Origin of the sequence: Streptomyces sp. MRC013, from assembly GCF_023614235.1 — a bacterium.
In the GTDB taxonomy this organism is placed as follows: Bacteria; Actinomycetota; Actinomycetes; order Streptomycetales; family Streptomycetaceae; genus Streptomyces.
In genome coordinates this window covers 3,834,846-3,852,253 of sequence record NZ_CP094264.1, presented here as the reverse complement: position 1 = coordinate 3,852,253, position 17,408 = coordinate 3,834,846, and the positions used below count along the sequence as shown (strand labels likewise).

At 72.7% G+C, this 17,408-nt stretch carries 15 protein-coding genes and 1 pseudogene; 7 read left to right on the top strand and 9 right to left on the bottom strand.

The genetic code is table 11. The features are described from left to right. Positions 1 to 188 precede the first annotated feature (188 nt). Positions 189 to 743, top strand: coding sequence for a hypothetical protein (locus LUW75_RS17495; RefSeq protein WP_250336452.1), 555 nt, complete (start codon positions 189 to 191; stop codon positions 741 to 743). A gap of 230 nt (positions 744 to 973) precedes the next feature. Further along, positions 974 to 1,609 (top strand): class F sortase, encoded by a 636-nt coding sequence (locus LUW75_RS17490; protein WP_250336451.1) that lies wholly within the window; start codon positions 974 to 976, stop codon positions 1,607 to 1,609. A gap of 22 nt (positions 1,610 to 1,631) precedes the next feature. Here the strand turns inward: LUW75_RS17490 and LUW75_RS17485 are convergent, their stop codons facing one another. Together LUW75_RS17485 and LUW75_RS17480 are read right to left on the bottom strand one after the other, a co-directional pair. Continuing rightward, complete coding sequence (locus tag LUW75_RS17485) at positions 1,632 to 2,408, bottom strand: sulfite exporter TauE/SafE family protein (protein WP_250336450.1); 777 nt, start codon at positions 2,406 to 2,408, stop codon at positions 1,632 to 1,634. Positions 2,409 to 2,624: 216 nt separating this feature from the next. After that, the gene (locus LUW75_RS17480) at positions 2,625 to 3,050 is read right to left on the bottom strand and encodes a VOC family protein (RefSeq protein ID WP_250336449.1); all 426 of its coding nucleotides are present in this window, start codon (positions 3,048 to 3,050) and stop codon (positions 2,625 to 2,627) included. A 283-nt stretch (positions 3,051 to 3,333) separates the two neighbouring features. On the opposite strand from LUW75_RS17480, the gene LUW75_RS17475 reads away from it, so the two are divergent. Beyond that, the gene (locus LUW75_RS17475; RefSeq protein WP_250336448.1) at positions 3,334 to 4,491 is read left to right on the top strand and encodes an alkaline phosphatase PhoX; all 1,158 of its coding nucleotides are present in this window, start codon (positions 3,334 to 3,336) and stop codon (positions 4,489 to 4,491) included. Here the strand turns inward: LUW75_RS17475 and LUW75_RS17470 are convergent. The 5 genes and pseudogenes from LUW75_RS17470 to LUW75_RS17450 form a co-directional block, all read right to left on the bottom strand. Further along, positions 4,457 to 5,487, bottom strand: a pseudogene (locus LUW75_RS17470) (ArsR/SmtB family transcription factor). The gene LUW75_RS17475 and the pseudogene LUW75_RS17470 overlap by 35 nt on opposite strands. A 575-nt stretch (positions 5,488 to 6,062) precedes the next feature. Beyond that, positions 6,063 to 8,774 carry a pyruvate, phosphate dikinase gene (gene ppdK, locus LUW75_RS17465; RefSeq protein WP_250336447.1) on the bottom strand — a complete coding sequence of 904 codons (2,712 nt, stop codon included), beginning with the start codon at positions 8,772 to 8,774 and terminating at the stop codon, positions 6,063 to 6,065. A gap of 400 nt (positions 8,775 to 9,174) precedes the next feature. Then, a complete protein-coding gene (gene dusB / locus LUW75_RS17460; protein ID WP_250336446.1) occupies positions 9,175 to 10,311 on the bottom strand; it encodes a tRNA dihydrouridine synthase DusB in 1,137 nt (378 codons plus the stop codon). Positions 10,312 to 10,401: 90 nt separating this feature from the next. Further along, complete coding sequence (locus tag LUW75_RS17455) at positions 10,402 to 10,581, bottom strand: DUF6243 family protein (RefSeq protein WP_250336445.1); 180 nt, start codon at positions 10,579 to 10,581, stop codon at positions 10,402 to 10,404. 224 nt (positions 10,582 to 10,805) lie between these two features. Then, a complete protein-coding gene (locus LUW75_RS17450; protein ID WP_250336444.1) occupies positions 10,806 to 12,188 on the bottom strand; it encodes a glycine--tRNA ligase in 1,383 nt (460 codons plus the stop codon). 143 nt (positions 12,189 to 12,331) lie between these two features. Here LUW75_RS17450 and LUW75_RS17445 point away from each other — a divergent pair, with 143 nt between their 5' ends. The 4 genes from LUW75_RS17445 to LUW75_RS17430 all read left to right on the top strand — a co-directional run bounded on the left by LUW75_RS17445 (position 12,332) and on the right by LUW75_RS17430 (position 15,578). Continuing rightward, positions 12,332 to 13,339 (top strand): metal ABC transporter substrate-binding protein, encoded by a 1,008-nt coding sequence (locus LUW75_RS17445; RefSeq protein WP_250336443.1) that lies wholly within the window; start codon positions 12,332 to 12,334, stop codon positions 13,337 to 13,339. A gap of 37 nt (positions 13,340 to 13,376) precedes the next feature. Further along, a complete protein-coding gene (locus LUW75_RS17440; RefSeq protein ID WP_250336442.1) occupies positions 13,377 to 14,141 on the top strand; it encodes a metal ABC transporter ATP-binding protein in 765 nt (254 codons plus the stop codon). 2 nt (positions 14,142 to 14,143) lie between these two features. Then, the gene (locus LUW75_RS17435) at positions 14,144 to 15,040 is read left to right on the top strand and encodes a metal ABC transporter permease (RefSeq protein WP_250336441.1); all 897 of its coding nucleotides are present in this window, start codon (positions 14,144 to 14,146) and stop codon (positions 15,038 to 15,040) included. A gap of 118 nt (positions 15,041 to 15,158) precedes the next feature. After that, a complete protein-coding gene (locus tag LUW75_RS17430; RefSeq protein WP_250336440.1) occupies positions 15,159 to 15,578 on the top strand; it encodes a Fur family transcriptional regulator in 420 nt (139 codons plus the stop codon). Positions 15,579 to 15,649: 71 nt separating this feature from the next. Here LUW75_RS17430 and LUW75_RS17425 read toward each other — a convergent pair whose 3' ends face one another. Both LUW75_RS17425 and recO read right to left on the bottom strand, forming a co-directional pair. Continuing rightward, positions 15,650 to 16,510, bottom strand: a complete 861-nt coding sequence (locus LUW75_RS17425; protein WP_250337712.1) for an isoprenyl transferase — start codon at positions 16,508 to 16,510, stop codon at positions 15,650 to 15,652. A 29-nt stretch (positions 16,511 to 16,539) separates the two neighbouring features. Continuing rightward, on the bottom strand, positions 16,540 to 17,286 hold the full coding sequence (gene recO, locus LUW75_RS17420) for a DNA repair protein RecO (protein ID WP_250336439.1): 747 nt from the start codon (positions 17,284 to 17,286) through the stop codon (positions 16,540 to 16,542). Positions 17,287 to 17,408: the final 122 nt, after the last annotated feature.

The following is a 17,408-nucleotide window of genomic DNA, read 5'->3' as shown; positions in this document are numbered from 1 at the left end:
CGAGGTCGGGCGGCAGGCCCGTCACCCGTTCGGAACGCCTCGGCGACCCGGTCCGGTTCACCGTCCCCACCTGCGGAGACACGTTCACGGGAGGGCTCTGCTGACGGGGTCTCAGCAGGCGGGGGGAGCGGTTCCGGCCTTACCTCGGAGACAGGTACACCAGCTCGAGGCGCTGCCCGGAGGACCCCATGCGCACCACTGCCCGTTCGCTGACCGGTACCGCGCTCGCGGCCGTCTGCCTCGGCGCCCTCGCCGCCCCCGCGGCGCACGCCGGTGACTCCGGGACCCTGGAGGTGTCCCCCTCCGTCGCCGCTCCGGGCACGAGCGTCACCGTCAGCACCCGTGCCTGCGGGCCGAACGGGCACGGCGTGGGAGACGCGCAGGCGCTCGGCGCCGGCCAGTTCAAGGTGCGTCCCGGCGCCCACAAGGACCTCGCGGTCGGCACGTTCCGCGTCCCGGAGCACGCCAAGCCGGGCTCCTACCGCATCGGCGTGGTCTGCGACAACGGCAGGACGGCCGCCGGCGACCTGATGGTCCGGCACGCCGACCCCACCCACCACCCGACGCAGCACCCCACCCACTACCCCACCCACGAGGGGCCGCGCGGTCACGTGAAGACAGGTGTGGGCGGCAGCGTCGGGCCCGACGCGACGCGGATCGCGGCGGGGGCGGCGATCCTGGCCGGCGCCGTCGCGGCCGGCACCTGGGCGCGGCGCCGCCGCGCGGACGGCGGCCGCGGCTGAGTCCGCCGGGACCGCTCCGTCCCTCCCCGGCGGGGCGCCCCCTCCGGCCGGGCTCCCCTCCCCCGGCGGGCGACCGCCGCCCCGCACCGGCGGCCGTCCGTCCCCCGACTCCCCGCCCCCGCCGCGTGGCCCCGAGACCGCGGCGGGGGCGGGGGACCCCTCCTCCGCGGGGACCCTCCGGCACGGCCCTCTCCTCGCGAGGAGGCCCCGCACCCGGAGGTTCCATCCCGATGAGCAGTCCTCCCGAGACCAGGGCCCCCGGCAAGGGCTGGGGCATAGCCGTCGCCGCCTGCGTCGGCCTGTGGCTGGTGCAGAGCGGCTCCGGCGAGGGGCGGCCGCCCGTCCCCTCCGCCGCCGAGGCGTTCGCGGCCGGACCCGGCTGGCACACCCCCGCGGCCGCCGAGCCCATGCCGCCGTCGGCGCCGGCGCGGGTCCGCATCCCCCGCGTCGGTGTCGACGCGCCCGTCACCGGGCTCGGCCTGGCCCCCGACGGCAGCCTGGAGGTGCCGCCGGCCGGGGACCGCAACGTGGCCGGCTGGTACGAGGGCGGCACCCCGCCCGGCGCTCGCGGTACGGCGATCATGGCGGGCCACGTCGACACCGAGGAGGGCCCCGCCGTGTTCTACGCGCTGGGCGCGCTGAAGAAGGGCGACCGCGTCGAGGTGGCCCGCCTGGACGGGCGGACCGCCGTGTTCACCGTCGACGCCGTCGAGGTGTACGACAACGACGACTTCCCCGACGACAAGGTCTACGGCCCGTCCGACCGCGCCGAGCTGCGCGTCATCACCTGCGGCGGCGGCTTCTCCCCGAAGACCGGCTACCAGGGCAACGTCGTCGCGTACGCCCACCTCGTCGGCGCGTACTGACCGGCGCCGGACCGCGCCGCCGTCACGCCCACTGGTCGAACGCCAGCTTCGCGACGAGCGAGAACACCACGACCAGCAGCACCCCGCGCACGAACCCCGCGCCCCGGCGCAGCGCGGTCCGCGCCCCCAGCGTCCCGCCCGCCAGGTTGAACACCGCCATCAGTGCCGCCAGCCGCCACAGCACGCTCCCCTGGTACGCGAACACGGCCAGCGCGCCTCCGTTGGTGCAGACGTTGACGACCTTGGCGGTGGCCGACGCGGTCACCAGGTCCAGGCGGAGCACCGCCGTGAGCGCCAGTACCAGGAATGTTCCGGTACCGGGGCCGAACAGCCCGTCGTAGAAGCCCAGCCCGCCGCCCACCGGGACGATCGCCGTGACGACGCGGGCCCGCCGCACCGGCCCGGACACCGCCCCCGTCCCGAACGACGGCCGCAGCAGCACGAACGCAGCGACGCCCAGCAGCACGACGAGGATCACCGGGCGCAGCACCTCGTTGCCGACGCCGGCCGCGAGGAGCGCCCCGCCCGTCGACCCGGCGAGCGCCGCCAGCCCGACCCGGACCGCCGTCCCGACCGGCACGGGCGCCTCGCGCACGTACGTCACGGCCGCGCCGGTCGTGCCGACGATCCCCACCGCCTTGTTCGTCCCGAGGCACTGCGCGGCCGGCACCTGCGGCGCACCCAGCAGCAGCGCGGGCAGGAGCAGCAGCCCGCCCCCGCCCACGACCGCGTCGATCCAGCCCGCCAGCAGCGCGGCGAGGCAGAGCAGCACGAGGGTGGTCAACGGTATGTCGGGCATCCCCCGACCCTATGCGCCGCCCCTCCCGCCCCGACCCGCCGCCCCTGCCGCCCCTCGCCCCCGCACCGGCCCGTCCCCCGTACCGGGCGGGGCCCCTCGGCCGCCGGCGCGGGGCCGCCGGGAGCGGCTCCCGGCGGGAGAGGAGCGGCCCCCGGGGCGCGGACCCCGCGGGGACCGGCCCCGCGGACCGCGCCGCCGGCGTGCGCGGCGCCCTGCTCAGCCCTGCGCGGCGCCCTGCTCCCGCGCCTTCTCGACGTCCATCCACACGACCTCCCAGATGTGCTGGTCGAGGTCGTGGAAGGAACGGCTGTACATGAAGTCGCCATGCTCCTGCGTCTCGATGGCGGGCGTGCCGCCGGCGGCCAGCGCCCGGTCGACGAGCTCGTCCACCTTCTCCCGGCTCTCGGCGCTCAGCGCGATGATGGTCTCGTTGGAGGAGGACGCGTCGGCGATGTCCTTCTTCGTGAACTTCTTGAAGAAGGGCTCCGTCAGCAGCATCGCGAAGATGGTGTCGCTGAAGACGAGGCAGGCGGCGTTCTCGTCGGTGAACTGCGGGTTGAAGGAGTAGCCGAGCCCCGTCCAGAAGCGCTTGGCCGCGTCGAGGTCCTTGACCGGCAGGTTCACGAAGATCATCTGTTCCATGGCGGTTCTCTCCATCCGTGTGGCTGGCCTTGCGGAGAAGTAGACCGCCGGACCCGGCGGAACTCATCGCCGCCACGCGGATTTCTTCCCGGCCGCCCCCGGCCGCCGGCCCGGCCCCCGTGGGCGGGCCGCCGGGCGCCGCCGGGGAGCCGACCGCCGGGCTCTTCCTCCCCTTCACCGCTCGTTGACGCCCCGGCAATCCGGGGCTCCTAGGTTCCGGCAACGCGCGACCCCGTCGCCGACCGGTGCGACGGGGCGGTCACCACCCCAGTGGAGTGATGAAGTGGAACGTCGTAGTTTCCTGCGCGGAGCGGTCGCGGGCGGCGCGGCCGCGGCCTTCGGTTACACGATGATGCGCGGCGCGGCCTACGCCGCCCCCGCCCAGCCCGGCACCGGCCCGTACGGCCCGCTCGGCACCGCCGACGCGAACGGCATCCAGCTCCCGGCCGGCTTCACCAGCCGGGTCGTCGCCCGCTCCGGCCAGCAGGTCGGCTCCACCTCCTACGTGTGGCACAGCGCCCCCGACGGCGGCGCCTGCTTCGCCGACGGCACCGGCTGGATCTACGTCTCCAACTCCGAGGTCTCCAGCACGGGCGGCGCGAGCGCCATCCGCTTCAACTCGTCCGGCGGGATCACCGGCGCCTACCGCATCCTGTCCAACACCAACCGCAACTGCGCGGGCGGCGCGACCCCGTGGAACACCTGGCTGTCCTGCGAGGAGGTCGGCACCGGCTACGTCTACGAGACCGATCCGTGGGGTGTGAAGGCCGCCGTGCGGCGCGACGCGATGGGCCGCTTCAACCACGAGGCCGCCGCGGCCGACCCGGTCCGCAAGGTGGTCTACCTCACGGAGGACGCTTCGGACGGCTGCTTCTACCGGTTCGTCCCGAACACCTGGGGCGACCTGTCGTCGGGGACGCTGCAGGTGCTCAAGGCCGGCACGGCCACGTCGGGCTCCTTCACCTGGGCGACCGTACCGGACCCCGACGGCTCCCCCACCCCCACCCGCGACCAGGTGACCGGCGCCAAGCTGTTCAACGGCGGCGAGGGCTGCCACTACGCCAACGACACGGTCTGGTTCACCACCAAGGGCGACAACCGCGTGTGGCGGCTCGACCTGGCGTCCAGCACCTACGGGCTCGACTACGACGACTCGCTGGTCTCCGGCACCGCCCCGCTGACCGGCGTCGACAACATCACCGGCGCCTCCTCCGGCGACCTGTACGTCGCCGAGGACGGCGGCAACATGGAGATCTGCGTCATCACCCCGGACGACGTGGTCGCGCCGTTCGTGCGGATCTTGAACCAGTCCTCCTCGGAGATCTGCGGCCCGGCGTTCTCCCCCGACGGCAAGCGGCTGTACTTCTCCAGCCAGCGCGGCACCACGGGCAGTTCGTCCGGCGGCATCACCTACGAGGTGACGGGGCCGTTCCGCGCGTAGCGGAGCCCTCCCCCACCGGCTGGGCGCCGCCGTGCAGCAGGGCGGCGCCCAGCGGCGTCAGGGTGTGCAGCACCGAGCTGCCCTGGCGCAGCGTCATCACCAGGCCCGCGTCGCGCAGGACACCCGCGTGCTGGCTCGCCGAGGCGAGGGACACCCCCGCCCGGCGGGCCAGCTCGCTGGTCGTGCCGCCCTGACCGATGGCCTTGAGGACGGCGGAGCGGGTGTGGCCCACCAGCCGCCCCAGCGGCGCACCGCCCGGATCGCCGGCCGCGGTGGGGGCGTCCGCGTGCGCCACGGGGTAGACGAGGACCGGGGGAGGCCGGGGTCCCGGTACGTCACGGCCGTGCCCCGGCAGAAGTACGAGGGCTGGAGCAGCAGTCCGCGGCCGTCGAGCCGTACGTCGCGGTCGACCGGGTAGTCGGCCTCCAGGACGGGCGCGCGCCAGCGGAGCATCGGGGGCAGGGACGCCAGCAGTTCCTCGGCGCCGCCGTCGAGCAGCGCCCGGCCGCGCACCGCCCGGTCCGCCTCCACCCGCGCCTGGATGTAGGTCCAGTACGGCTCGACGGCCGCCCGGTGGTAGTCGCGCAGCGCCCCCAGGAGCCGGTCGAGGGACTCCCGGCGCCCTTCCGCGAGGGCCGCAGCCCAGGAGGGCGGGGGGGCCGCCGTCGAGCGCTCGGAGGCGAGCAGGGACAGCTCCGCGCGGATGCGGGCGGGCGGTGTGGCGCGCACCGCCTCCAGCCCCGCGTCGAGGCCTTGGAGGCCCTCCGGCGGGGTCAGGAAGTCCGGGAAGTACCCGCGCGCGGGGACGAGCACGGCCAGCAGGCGCGTCTCGCCGTTCAGCCGCGCCCGGGTCTCGGAGCGCCATTCCCCGTAGACCGGGGCGCCCCGCCGATCCCGCAGACGGTGAAAACTGAGGACCGTTTCCCACAACGCGTTCGGACGGGCCGCCATCCGGACGCCCGCGAGGTCCGCGTCGGTGAAATGTATGCGAAGCACTGAACCCCCACCTGTTGCACGCGCAATCACCTCCCACCAAGGAGTATGCATGTCATCACAGGTTGTTACCATGGCATTTCAGCCACAGTTGAAACGCATCGCGAGAGACGGCCGGTAACCGAAAAGCTGTACGCCGTCGGACAGAAAACCTTCAGGACCGAGGTGGCGCGTCGGAGGACCGTGGGGGGCTTCCCGCGCCCGGCGGCGGGACTGAAAGGTTACGGCTCTCCTGTCCGACAGGGGTAATGGGGCGCGGCCGGCGGGTGGGGATCCGGTGGCCGCGCTCCGCCGTTTGTTTGCTCGACTGAGCAGTGAAATCGACGCTCCGTCCACCTTCCGCAAACGGTCCGACCCTTCAACCGACGCGGAATTCAACCGGCCTTAATCCAGGGGAACGCGCTCCTTCCGGGGCGCGAACGGCGAGGAAACGCCACAGGGCGGGCGTCCCCCGCGGAGATGTCCGCCCCGTGCTTCCCCGGCCCGGGGCCGCCGCCGGCCGGTGAGGGTGGGTGACGGACGACGGCCCCGGTGTTCGCGGGGCCCCGCCGCGGGCGCGCCGCGGCGGGGCCGGGAGGTCAGCGGCTGTCGCTGCCGCCCGACTGGGCCGCGGCCCGGCCGGCCTCCAGGCGGGCGACCGGGATCCGGAACGGCGAGCAGGAGACGTAGTCGAGGCCCACCTCGTGGAAGAAGTGCACCGACTCCGGGTCACCGCCGTGCTCGCCGCACACGCCGAGCTTGATGTCGGGGCGCGTGGCCCGGCCCGACTCCACGGCGCTGCGCACCAGGGCGCCGACGCCGTCCTTGTCGATCGTCTCGAACGGCGACACCCCGAAGATGCCCTTCTCCAGGTACGCGGTGAAGAAGCTGGCCTCCACGTCGTCGCGGGAGAAGCCCCAGACGGTCTGCGTGAGGTCGTTGGTGCCGAAGGAGAAGAACTCGGCGCACTCCGCGATCTGCCCGGCGGTGACGGCGGCGCGCGGCAGCTCGATCATCGTGCCGAGCGCCAGCTTCAGGTCGACACCGGTGCGCTGCTGCACCTCGGCGATGACCCGCTCGGCGTCGTCGCGGACCAGTTCCAGCTCCTGCACGGTGCCGACCAGCGGGATCATGATCTCGGCGCGCGGATCGCCCTTGGCCTCGACGCGCTCGGCGGCCGCCTCCGCGATGGCCCGCACCTGCATGGTGAACAGGCCCGGGATGACCAGGCCGAGGCGGACGCCGCGCAGGCCCAGCATCGGGTTCTGCTCGTGCAGCCGGTGCACCGCCTGGAGCAGCCGCAGCTCGTTCTCGTGGGGCTCCTTGCGGGCCTCCGCGAGGGCGACGCGCACCGACAGCTCGGTGATGTCGGGCAGGAACTCGTGGAGCGGCGGGTCGAGCAGGCGGACGGTGACGGGCAGCCCGTCCATCGCCTCGAACAGCTCGACGAAGTCGCCCTTCTGCAGCGGGAGGAGCGCCTGGAGGGCCTCCTCCCGCTCGGCGTCGGTGTCGGCGAGGATCAGCCGCTCGACGTACTGGCGGCGGTCGCCGAGGAACATGTGCTCGGTGCGGCACAGGCCGATGCCCTGGGCGCCGAACCGGCGGGCGCGCGAGGCGTCCTCGGCGTTGTCGGCGTTGGCCCGGACGCGCAGCCGGCGGACGCGGTCCGCGTACGCCATGATCCGGTGGACGGCCTGGACCAGCTCGTCGGCGTCGTCGGCGCCGGCGTGCATCCGCCCCTCGAAGTACTCGACGACCGGCGACGGCACGACCGGCACCTCGCCCAGGTACACCTTGCCGGTGGAGCCGTCGATGGAGACGACGTCGCCCTCCTCGACGACGCGCCCGCCCGGCACGGTCATCCGGCGGCGCTTGGTGTCGACCTCCAGCTCCTCGGCGCCGCAGACGCAGGTCTTGCCCATGCCGCGGGCGACGACGGCGGCGTGCGAGGTCTTGCCGCCGCGCGAGGTGAGGATGCCCTCGGCGGCGATCATGCCGTCCAGGTCGTCCGGGTTGGTCTCGCGGCGGATGAGGATGACCTTCTCGCCGGAGCGGGACCACTTGACGGCGGTGTACGAGTCGAAGACGGCCTTGCCGACGGCGGCGCCCGGCGACGCGGCGATGCCGCGGCCGATCTGCTCGACCTTCGCGCCCTCGTCGAAGCGCGGGAACATCAGCTGGGCGAGCTGCGCGCCGTTGACGCGCTGGAGCGCCTCGGCCTCGTCGATGAGGCCCTGGTCGACGAGCTGGGTGGCGATCCGGAAGGCCGCCGCGGCGGTGCGCTTGCCGACGCGGGTCTGGAGCATCCACAGCTGACCGCGCTCGATGGTGAACTCGATGTCGCAGAGGTCCTTGTAGTGGTTCTCCAGCGTCTCCATGATGCCCATGAGCCGGTCGTACGACTTCTTGTCGATCGACTCCAGCTCGGCGAGCGGCACGGTGTTGCGGATGCCGGCGACGACGTCCTCGCCCTGGGCGTTCTGCAGGTAGTCGCCGTAGACGCCCTGGTGGCCGGAGGCGGGGTCGCGGGTGAAGGCGACGCCGGTGCCGGAGTCCGGGCCGAGGTTGCCGAAGACCATCGAGCAGACGTTGACGGCGGTGCCGAGGTCGTGCGGGATGCGCTCCTGGCGGCGGTACAGCTTGGCGCGGTCGCCGTTCCAGGAGTCGAAGACGGCCTTGATGGCGAGGTCCATCTGCTCGCGCGGGTCCTGCGGGAACTCGCGGCCGGCCTCGGCCTTGACGATCTTCTTGAACTGCTTGACGAGTTTCTTGAGGTCGGCGGCCTCCAGATCGGTGTCGACCGCGGCCTTCTTGGCCTTCTTCGCCTCCTCCAGAGCCTCCTCGAAAAGATCGCCGTCGACGGCGAGGACGGTCTTGCCGAACATCTGGATGAGGCGCCGGTAGGAGTCCCAGGCGAACCGCTCGTCGCCGGACTGCTTGGCGAGGCCCTCGACGGAGGCGTCGGAGAGGCCGATGTTGAGGACCGTGTCCATCATGCCGGGCATGGAGAACTTCGCACCGGAGCGCACCGAGACCAGGAGCGGGTCGTCGGCCTGGCCGAGCTTCTTGCCCATCTTCCGCTCCAGCGCGTCGAGGTGGGCGCTCACCTCGTCGCGGAGCGCGGGCGGCTCGGCGCCGCTCTCCAGGTAGACCTTGCACGCTTCGGTGGTGATCGTGAAGCCCGGAGGCACCGGGAGACCCAGGTTGGTCATCTCGGCGAGGTTGGCACCCTTACCACCGAGGAGGTCCTTGAGGTCCTTGTTGCCCTCGGTGAAGTCGTACACGAACTTCTGATCTTTGTTTTCCGACACGGGTCTCGACTCCTCGAGGACGACGTGACTGCCCTGACGGCGAGGAACATACCCAGATCGAAGGTGTCTGGGGAGGTACGCCTACCCGTCGTACGGCCTTAACCACCCGTCCGCCAGCAGATCGAAAGTTACGTGATGATTGCCCTCCAGGACCCAAACACTTCACCCCTTGAAGCGGCATGGTCGAAGACTACCCAAGAAGCGCTCATCTGAGCATCCGCCACTCACATCTGACTTCACTGCATGAAGGCAGAAAAGGTGGCACTCAGTGCCACCCTTTGAGAAGTGCAGCCACTCGACACATGCTCATCTGAGCATGCCGGCGATCAGGGGTGGCGAGAATCACGCTACTCCCCGCCCCTCGAATCCATGATCCGGACGACTGGGGTCCACCCGCGGCTCAGCCGCCCGACGTGTCCAGCTCCGCGTCGGCGCCCACCGGGGCGCAGTCGTACGGGTCCTTCAACCAGCCGTCGGGCAGGACGACCCGGTTGTTGCCGGACGTCCGGCCCCGCGGCCCGTCGGCGCCCGCCGGCCACGGCTGGTCCAGGTCGAGCGCGCTCAGCTGAGCGCGCAGCTCCTCCAGGGAGGACGTGACCGCCAGCCGCCTGCGCATGTCGGACCCGACGGCGAAGCCCTTCAGGTACCAGGCGACGTGCTTGCGGAAGTCGACGACACCCCGCGCCTCGTCCCCGATCCACTCCCCCAGCAGCCGGGCGTGGCGCACCATGACGTCCGCGACCTCGCGCAGCGTGGGCGCCGCCGCCCCGCCCGTGCCCTCGAACGCGGCCACGAGGTCCCCGAACAGCCACGGGCGCCCCAGGCAGCCGCGGCCCACGACGACCCCGTCGCAGCCGGTCTCGCGCATCATCCGCAGCGCGTCGTCCGCGGACCAGATGTCGCCGTTGCCGAGCACCGGTATCTCCGGGACGTGCTCCTTCAGCCGGGCGATCGCGTCCCAGTCGGCGGTGCCGCCGTAGTGCTGGGCGGCGGTGCGGCCGTGCAGGGCGATCGCGGTGACGCCCTCCTCAACGGCGATGCGGCCCGCGTCGAGGTAGGTGACGTGGTCGTCGTCGATGCCCTTGCGCATCTTCATGGTGACCGGCAGGTCCCCGGCGTTGGCCACCGCCTCGTGAAGGATCGCCCGCAGCAGCGGCCGCTTGAAGGGCAGCGCCGAACCGCCGCCCTTGCGGGTGACCTTGGGGACGGGGCAGCCGAAGTTCAGGTCGACGTGGTCCGCGAGGTCCTCGTCCACGATCATGCGGACGGCCTTGCCGACCGTGACGGGGTCCACTCCGTACAGCTGGATCGAGCGCGGCGTCTCGGAGGCGTCGAAGTGGACGAGCTGCATGGTCTTCTCGTTGCGCTCGACCAGCGCCCGCGTGGTGATCATCTCGCTCACGAACAGGCCCCGGCCACCGGAGAACTCGCGGCAGAGCGTGCGGAACGGTGCGTTGGTGATACCGGCCATCGGGGCGAGCACCACCGGCGGCTGCACGGTGTGCGGGCCGATGGAGAGGGGGCTGAACGCGGTCATGCGCCCCATTGTCCCGTACCGCGCGCGGTCGCCGGGCGGGCGCGGGCCCGGCCACCGGGAAGGCGGCCGGGCCCGGGGGGCGCGGAGGGGTCAGCCCTCCTGCTCCTGTGCGCGGGTGCGCTCGCGCATCCTGCGCAGGAGCTCCTGCCTGGCGTCGGCGGCGTCCGCCGCCGGCCCGGCGCCGCGGGACGCGGAACCCTGCCGCTCCAGGCGGCGCAGCTTCCCGCGCTGCCCGCCCACGCCGAGCAGGTTGCCGCGGCTCCTGGCCACGGGGCTCTCCCCGGGGTGCGAAGTCATCCGGACGTCTGCCGGGGCGCCGCGGGCGTCGAGGCCCGGCGCGCTCTCACTCGTGGATCGGGGGGAAGGGGAACACGGGGGCGCCCGTACCGGGCGGGGCGCGCAGGGGCATCCGGACATCCCCGGAGCGCGGGCGGCGCGAGGCCCCCGGCCCCTTCGAGGGGACCGGGGGCCTCGCGCCGCCGTGCCGGGGTGCGTCAGCAGCCGACCAGGCGGGCGGCGAGGTAGCCCTGGATCTGGTCGAGGGAGACGCGCTCCTGCTTCATCGAGTCGCGCTCGCGGACGGTCACCGCGTTGTCCTCGAGCGTGTCGAAGTCGACGGTGACGCAGAAGGGCGTGCCGATCTCGTCCTGGCGGCGGTAGCGGCGGCCGATGGCACCCGCGTCGTCGAACTCGATGTTCCAGTTCCTGCGGAGGTCCGAGGCGAGGCCCTTGGCCTTCGGGGAGAGCTCCGGGTTGCGGGAGAGCGGCAGGACCGCGACCTTGACCGGCGCCAGGCGCGGGTCGAGCCGCAGCGAGATGCGCTTCTCCATCTTGCCCTTGGCGTTGGGCGCCTCGTCCTCGACGTACGCGTCGAGGAGGAAGGCCAGCATGGTGCGGCCCACGCCGGCGGCCGGCTCGATCACGTACGGGGTCCAGCGCTCGCCGGCCTCCTGGTCGAAGAACGACAGGTCGGCGCCGGAGGCCCGGGAGTGCGCGGTCAGGTCGTAGTCGGTGCGGTTGGCGACGCCCTCCAGCTCGCCCCACTCGCTGCCGCCGAACCGGAAGCGGTACTCGATGTCGGCGGTGCGCTTCGAGTAGTGGGAGAGCTTCTCCTTCGGGTGCTCGTACCAGCGCATGTTCTCCTCGCGGAGACCCAGGTCCGTGTACCAGTTCCAGCGCTGCTCCATCCAGTACTCCTGCCACGTCTCGTCCTCGCCGGGCTTGACGAAGAACTCCATCTCCATCTGCTCGAACTCACGGGTGCGGAAGATGAAGTTGCCGGGAGTGATCTCGTTCCGGAAGGACTTGCCCATCTGCGCGATGCCGAACGGCGGCTTCTTACGCGAGGTCTGCTGCACCTGGGCGAAGTTGGTGAAGATGCCCTGCGCGGTCTCGGGGCGCAGGTAGGCGACGGAACCGGAGTCCTGGGTGGGGCCGAGGTGGGTGGAGAGCAGGCCGGAGAACTGCTTGGGCTCGGTGAACCGGCCCTTGTTGCCGCAGTTGGGGCAGTTCAGGTCGGCGAGGCCGTTCGCGGGCGGGCGGCCGTGCTTCTCCTCGTACGCCTCCTCCAGGTGGTCGGCGCGGAAGCGCTTGTGGCAGGAGGTGCACTCGGTGAGCGGGTCGGTGAAGGTCGCGACGTGGCCGGAGGCCTCCCAGACCTCGGAGGCCAGGATCACCGACGAGTCGAGGCCGACGACGTCCTCGCGGGACGTGACCATGTAGCGCCACCACTGGCGCTTGATGTTCTCCTTCAGCTCCACACCGAGCGGCCCGTAGTCCCAGGCGGCGCGCTGACCGCCGTAGATCTCACTACAGGGGTAGACGAAGCCACGGCGCTTGCTCAGGCTGACGATGGTGTCGATCTTGTCGGCGGCCACGGTGCTCTCTTCATACGACGGTGACGAACGGCGAATGCCTCAGATTAGCGGCGGGCGCGCCCCCGGGATCAAATCGATGGGTGGCGGCGGCCACTTGGTCGCTTTGTTGACAATCGTTTCCAGAAAGGTTGAAAATGACTGTCATGAACGCACGACGCTCCCTGTCCACCGCCGCCGTCGCCGGCGCCGCCGCCCTCGGCCTGGTCGCCCTCTCCGCCTGCTCCGGACCCTCCGGAGGTGCGGAGAAGGGCGAAGACGGCAAACTGGATGTCGTGGCGTCGTTCTACCCGATGCGGTTCCTGGCCGAGCAGATAGGCGGCGACAAGGTCTCCGTGACCACGCTGACCCGGCCCGGGGCCGAGCCCCACGACCTGGAGCTCAAGCCGCGCCAGATAGCCGAGCTCGGCGACGCCGGCTTCGTCCTCTACCTCAAGGGCCTCCAGCCCGCCGTCGACGAGGCGATCGAGCAGGCGGGCGTCGAGCACACGGTGGACGCCGCGTCGCTCACCACCCTCGAGGCGCACGGCACGCACGAGGACCACGACCACGGCGCGCACGAGGCCCGCACCGAGGAGCCCCGCGCCGGGGAGTCCGGGGGGCACGACGGGCACGACCACGCGAGCGAGGCCGGCGGCGACCCGCACGTCTGGCTCGACCCGGTGAAGTACGCGGAGATCGCCGAGGGCGTCGGCGACCGGCTCGCCGAGGCCGACCGGGCCAACGCGGCGGCGTACGAGAAGAACGCCGACGGGCTGGCGAAAAGGCTGCGCGCCCTCGACACCCGGTTCCGCGACGGCCTGAAGACCACCGCAACCCGCACCTTCATCACCACCCACTCGGCGTTCGGCTACCTCGCCGAGCGGTACGGCCTCGACCAGGAGGGCATCTCCGGTCTCGACCCCGAGTCCGACCCCAGTCCCGCCCGCGTCAAGGAGCTCCAGGGCATCGCGAAGAAGGAGAAGGTCACCACGGTCTTCTTCGAGACCCTCGCCAGCGACCGCACCGCCAGGACCCTCGCACGGGACACCGGCCTGAGGACCGACGTCCTGGACCCGCTGGAGGGAATCACCGAGCGCTCCAAGGGCACTGACTACTTCGAGGTCATGGAGGCCAACCTGGCGGCCCTCCGGAAGGCCCTCGGCGCGAAGTGACCCCTCCCGCCCTTCCCGCACACCCACTGGAGGCCCGGTGAGCATCGAGCCCGTCATCTCCGTCCGGGCGGCCACGGCCACGCTGGGCTCCCGTCCCGTGCTGCGCGGGGTCGACTTCGCCGTCCGGCGCGGCGAGGTCGTCGCCCTGCTCGGCGCCAACGGCTCCGGCAAGTCCACCGCCGTCCGCTCCGTCATCGGCCGGGTCCCGCTCACCGGCGGCACGGTCGCCCTGTTCGGCACCGACCTGCGCCGCTTCCGCGACTGGGCGCGCGTCGGTTACGTACCGCAGCGCACCACCGCCGCCAGCGGCGTCCCGGCGACGGTCCGCGAGGTCGTGGCGTCCGGACGGCTCTCGCGGACGGGGCTGCGCCGGCCGTCCCGGGCGGACCGCGCGGCCGTGGACCGGGCCGTCGAGCTGGTCGGTCTCGCCGACCGGGCGGGGGACTCGGTGTGGGCGCTCTCCGGCGGCCAGCACCAGCGGGTGCTGATCGCCCGCGCCCTGGCGTCCGAGCCGGAGCTGCTCATCATGGACGAGCCGATGGCGGGCGTCGACCTGGCCAGCCAGGAGGTGCTCGCCGCGACCCTGCGCGAGCAGGTCGCGAACGGTGCGACCGTGCTGCTCGTCCTGCACGAGCTGGGTCCGCTGGAGCCGCTGATCGACCGCGCGGTCGTCCTGCGCGACGGGTGCGTCGTCCACGACGGCCCGCCCCCGCAGGCCGTCGGCCAGCACGCGCTGCCCGGCCACGACCACGTACACCCGCACGCGGCCGACGAGCCGCTCCGCCTGGGACTGCTGACCTGACCATGGAATTCCTCGACCACGCGTTCATGCAGCGGGCGATCGTCGCCGCCGTCCTGGTCGGCGTCACCGCGCCCGCCGTCGGCATCCACCTGGTGCAGCGGCGGCAGGCCCTGATGGGCGACGGGATCGGCCACGTCGCCATGACCGGCGTCGGCCTCGGCTTCCTGATGTCGGCCAACCCCGTGTGGGTCGCCGGGCTCGTCTCGGTCGCCGGCGCCGTCCTGATGGAGCTGATCCGCATGTACGGGCGCACACGCGGCGACATCGCCCTCGCCCTCCTCTTCTACGGCGGCATGGCCGGCGGCGTCCTGCTGACCGGCCTCTCCCCCGACGGCTCCAACGCCAACCTGGTCGGCTACCTGTTCGGCTCGCTGGCGACGGTGTCCCGGGAGGACGTGACCGCGATCTGCGTGCTCGCGGCGTTCGTGATGGCGGTCACGCTGGGGCTGCGCCGCCAGCTGTTCGCTGTGAGCCAGGACGAGGAGTTCGCGCGGGTGACCGGCCTGCCGGTGCGGGCGCTGAACCTGCTCGTCGCCGTGACGGCCGCGGTGACCGTGACCGTCGCCATGCGGGTCGTGGGGCTGCTGCTGGTCAGCGCCCTGATGGTGGTGCCGGTGGCGGCGGCGCAGCAGCTGACGCGCAGCTTCCGCGCCACACTCGCGGCGGCGGTGCTCATCGGTACGGCGGTGACGCTGGCCGGCACCGTCACCACGTACTACCAGGACGTCCCGCCCGGCGCGACGATCGTGCTGCTGGCCATCGCCGTGTTCGTGGTGTTCACCGCGCTGGCCGCACCGCTGGCCCGGCGTCGCGCCCGGGCGGCGGGGGCCGCGGCGCAGGGGCGCGGCGACGGCGCGCGGCCCTCCCCGGGAGCGGCGGACGACGACGTCCGGGTCTGAAAACCGCGGTCGGCGGCGCCGGGGCCGCGGGATCCCGGTGCGATGGCTGGCAGAATGGCCTGACGTGATCGGACGCACAGGGCGTACCGGTGAGCGGGCCGAGGGCAAGGAGGCACCTGTGGCGACGGCAGGATCCGGCGTACGCGCGCGGTCGACCCGGCAGCGCGCCGCCGTCGCGGCGGCGCTGGACGAGGTGGACGAGTTCCGCAGCGCGCAGGAGCTGCACGACATGCTCAAGCACCGCGGGGACTCCGTGGGCCTCACCACGGTCTACCGCACCCTGCAGTCCCTCGCCGACGCGGGCGAGGTCGACGTGCTGCGCACCAGCGACGGCGAGGCCGTCTACCGCCGCTGCTCGACGGGGGAGCACCACCACCACCTGGTGTGCCGCGGCTGCGGCAAGGCCGTCGAGGTGGAGGGCCCGGCCGTCGAGGAGTGGGCCGAGTCCGTCGCCTCCGAGCACGGCTTCGTGAACGTGGCGCACACGGTCGAGATCTTCGGCACGTGCGCGGAGTGCGCGGCGGCCTCCCGGGACTGACCGCCGACCGCGCCCCGGGGCGCGGCTCCCCGGGGAGCCGCGCCCCCGACGCGTACGGGGGCGTTCCGGGGTCAGCCGTCGGCGCCGGGGGCCTCGTCGCCCCGTATGGCGGCCTCCATCGCGAGGAGCTGCTCGTTCGGCACGGCGCCGCCGAAGCGGCGGTCGCGCTGGGCGTACTCCAGGCAGGCCCGCCACAGGTCCCGGCGGTCGAAATCGGGCCAGAGTACATCCTGGAAGACCATCTCGGCGTACGCGCTCTGCCACAGCAGGTAGTTGGACGTCCGCTGCTCGCCGCTGGGCCGCAGGAACAGGTCCACGTCCGGCATGTCGGGGTAGTAGAGGTACTTCGCGAAGGTCTTCTCGGTGACCTTCGACGGGTCCAGCCGGCCCGCCCCCACGTCCTGCGCGAGGGCCTGCGCCGCGTCGGCGATCTCGGCGCGCCCGCCGTAGTTCATGCAGAAGTACAGCGTGAGGCGGTCGTTGTCCCCGGTCTGCTCCTGGGCGATCTGGAGCTCCTGGGCGACCGACTTCCACAACTTGGGCATCCGGCCGACCCAGCGGACCCGGATGCCGAGTTCGTCGAGCCGGTCGCGGGTCTTGCGGATGAAGTCCCGGTTGAAGTTCATCAGGAAGCGCACCTCGTCGGGGGAGCGCCGCCAGTTCTCGGTGGAGAAGGCGTACAGGGAGATGCTGCCGACGCCCATCTCGAGCGCGCCCTGCAGCACGTCGAGGACGCGCTCGGCGCCGACCTTGTGGCCCTCGGTGCGGGGCAGGCCGCGGTCCTTGGCCCAGCGGCCGTTGCCGTCCATGACGATCGCCACGTGGCCGGGCACCATCTCGGCGGGGATCCGCGGCGGGCGCGCGCCGGACGGATGCGGATCGGGGTCCTTGTACTGCCGCTTGGAGCGCCCGAGGATTCCGCGTCGTGCCATGGCCATGCGGCTCACTTCTCCTAAGTTCTCTACTTCTCGACGTAACGCAGCGAGCGCAGTCCGCGCTCCAGGTGCCAGTGCAGATAGGCGGACACCAGTCCGCTCCCCTCCCTGACGTGGCGCGGCTCGCACGCGTCCGCCGTCGCCCAGTCACCGGTCAGCAGCGCGCCGAGCAGGCCGACCGCCTCCGCCGAGGGTACGACGCTGCCGGGCACCCGGCAGTCGCCGCAGACCACGCCGCCCGCCGCGACCGAGAAGAACCGGTTCGGCCCGTGGATGCCGCAGCGGGCGCAGTCCTCGAAGGAGGGCGCGTAGCCGTTGACGGCGAGCGAGCGCAGCAGGAAGGCGTCGAGGACCAGGTGCGGGGCGTGCTCGCCGCGCGCCAGGGTGCGCAGGGCGCCGACGAGCAACAGGTACTGCTGGACGGCGGGTTCTCCCTCGTGGTCGGTGAACCGCTCGGCGGTCTCCAGCATGGCCGTGCCGGCCGTGTAGCGGGCGTAGTCGGTGACGATGCCGCCCCCGTACGGGGCGATGGTCTCCGTCTGGGTGCACAGCGGCAGCCCGCGTCCGACCAGTTCGGAGCCGCGGGCGAAGAACTGGACGTCCACGTGCGAGAACGGCTCCAGCCGGGCGCCGAACTTCGACTTGGTGCGGCGCACCCCGCGCGCGACGGCCCGTACGCGCCCGTGGCCGCGGGTGAGGAAGGTGATGATCCGGTCGGCCTCGCCCAGCTTCTGCGTGCGCAGCACGACGCCGTCATCCCGGAACAGACTCATGGCCCCATTGTCCCGTACCGGGCGGGGCGCGGGCCCCCGCTCCCCGCCCCCGGCGCCGACCCGCGGCGCGGGGGCCGCGAGGCTCCCCATAGGGTGGTGGCACGGCCCGACCGGGTCGCGCA

Bases quoted from the DNA above. Each gene is read 5' to 3' on its own strand.
- LUW75_RS17495 (WP_250336452.1), top strand. From the start codon at position 189: ATGCGCACCACTGCCCGTTCGCTGACCGGTACCGCGCTCGCGGCCGTC.
- recO (WP_250336439.1), bottom strand. From the start codon at position 17,286: ATGAGTCTGTTCCGGGATGACGGCGTCGTGCTGCGCACGCAGAAGCTG.
- LUW75_RS17425 (WP_250337712.1), bottom strand. From the start codon at position 16,510: ATGGCACGACGCGGAATCCTCGGGCGCTCCAAGCGGCAGTACAAGGAC.
- LUW75_RS17485 (WP_250336450.1), bottom strand. From the start codon at position 2,408: ATGCCCGACATACCGTTGACCACCCTCGTGCTGCTCTGCCTCGCCGCG.
- LUW75_RS17435 (WP_250336441.1), top strand. From the start codon at position 14,144: ATGGAATTCCTCGACCACGCGTTCATGCAGCGGGCGATCGTCGCCGCC.
- LUW75_RS17490 (WP_250336451.1), top strand. From the start codon at position 974: ATGAGCAGTCCTCCCGAGACCAGGGCCCCCGGCAAGGGCTGGGGCATA.
- dusB (WP_250336446.1), bottom strand. From the start codon at position 10,311: ATGACCGCGTTCAGCCCCCTCTCCATCGGCCCGCACACCGTGCAGCCG.
- LUW75_RS17445 (WP_250336443.1), top strand. From the start codon at position 12,332: ATGAACGCACGACGCTCCCTGTCCACCGCCGCCGTCGCCGGCGCCGCC.
- LUW75_RS17480 (WP_250336449.1), bottom strand. From the start codon at position 3,050: ATGGAACAGATGATCTTCGTGAACCTGCCGGTCAAGGACCTCGACGCG.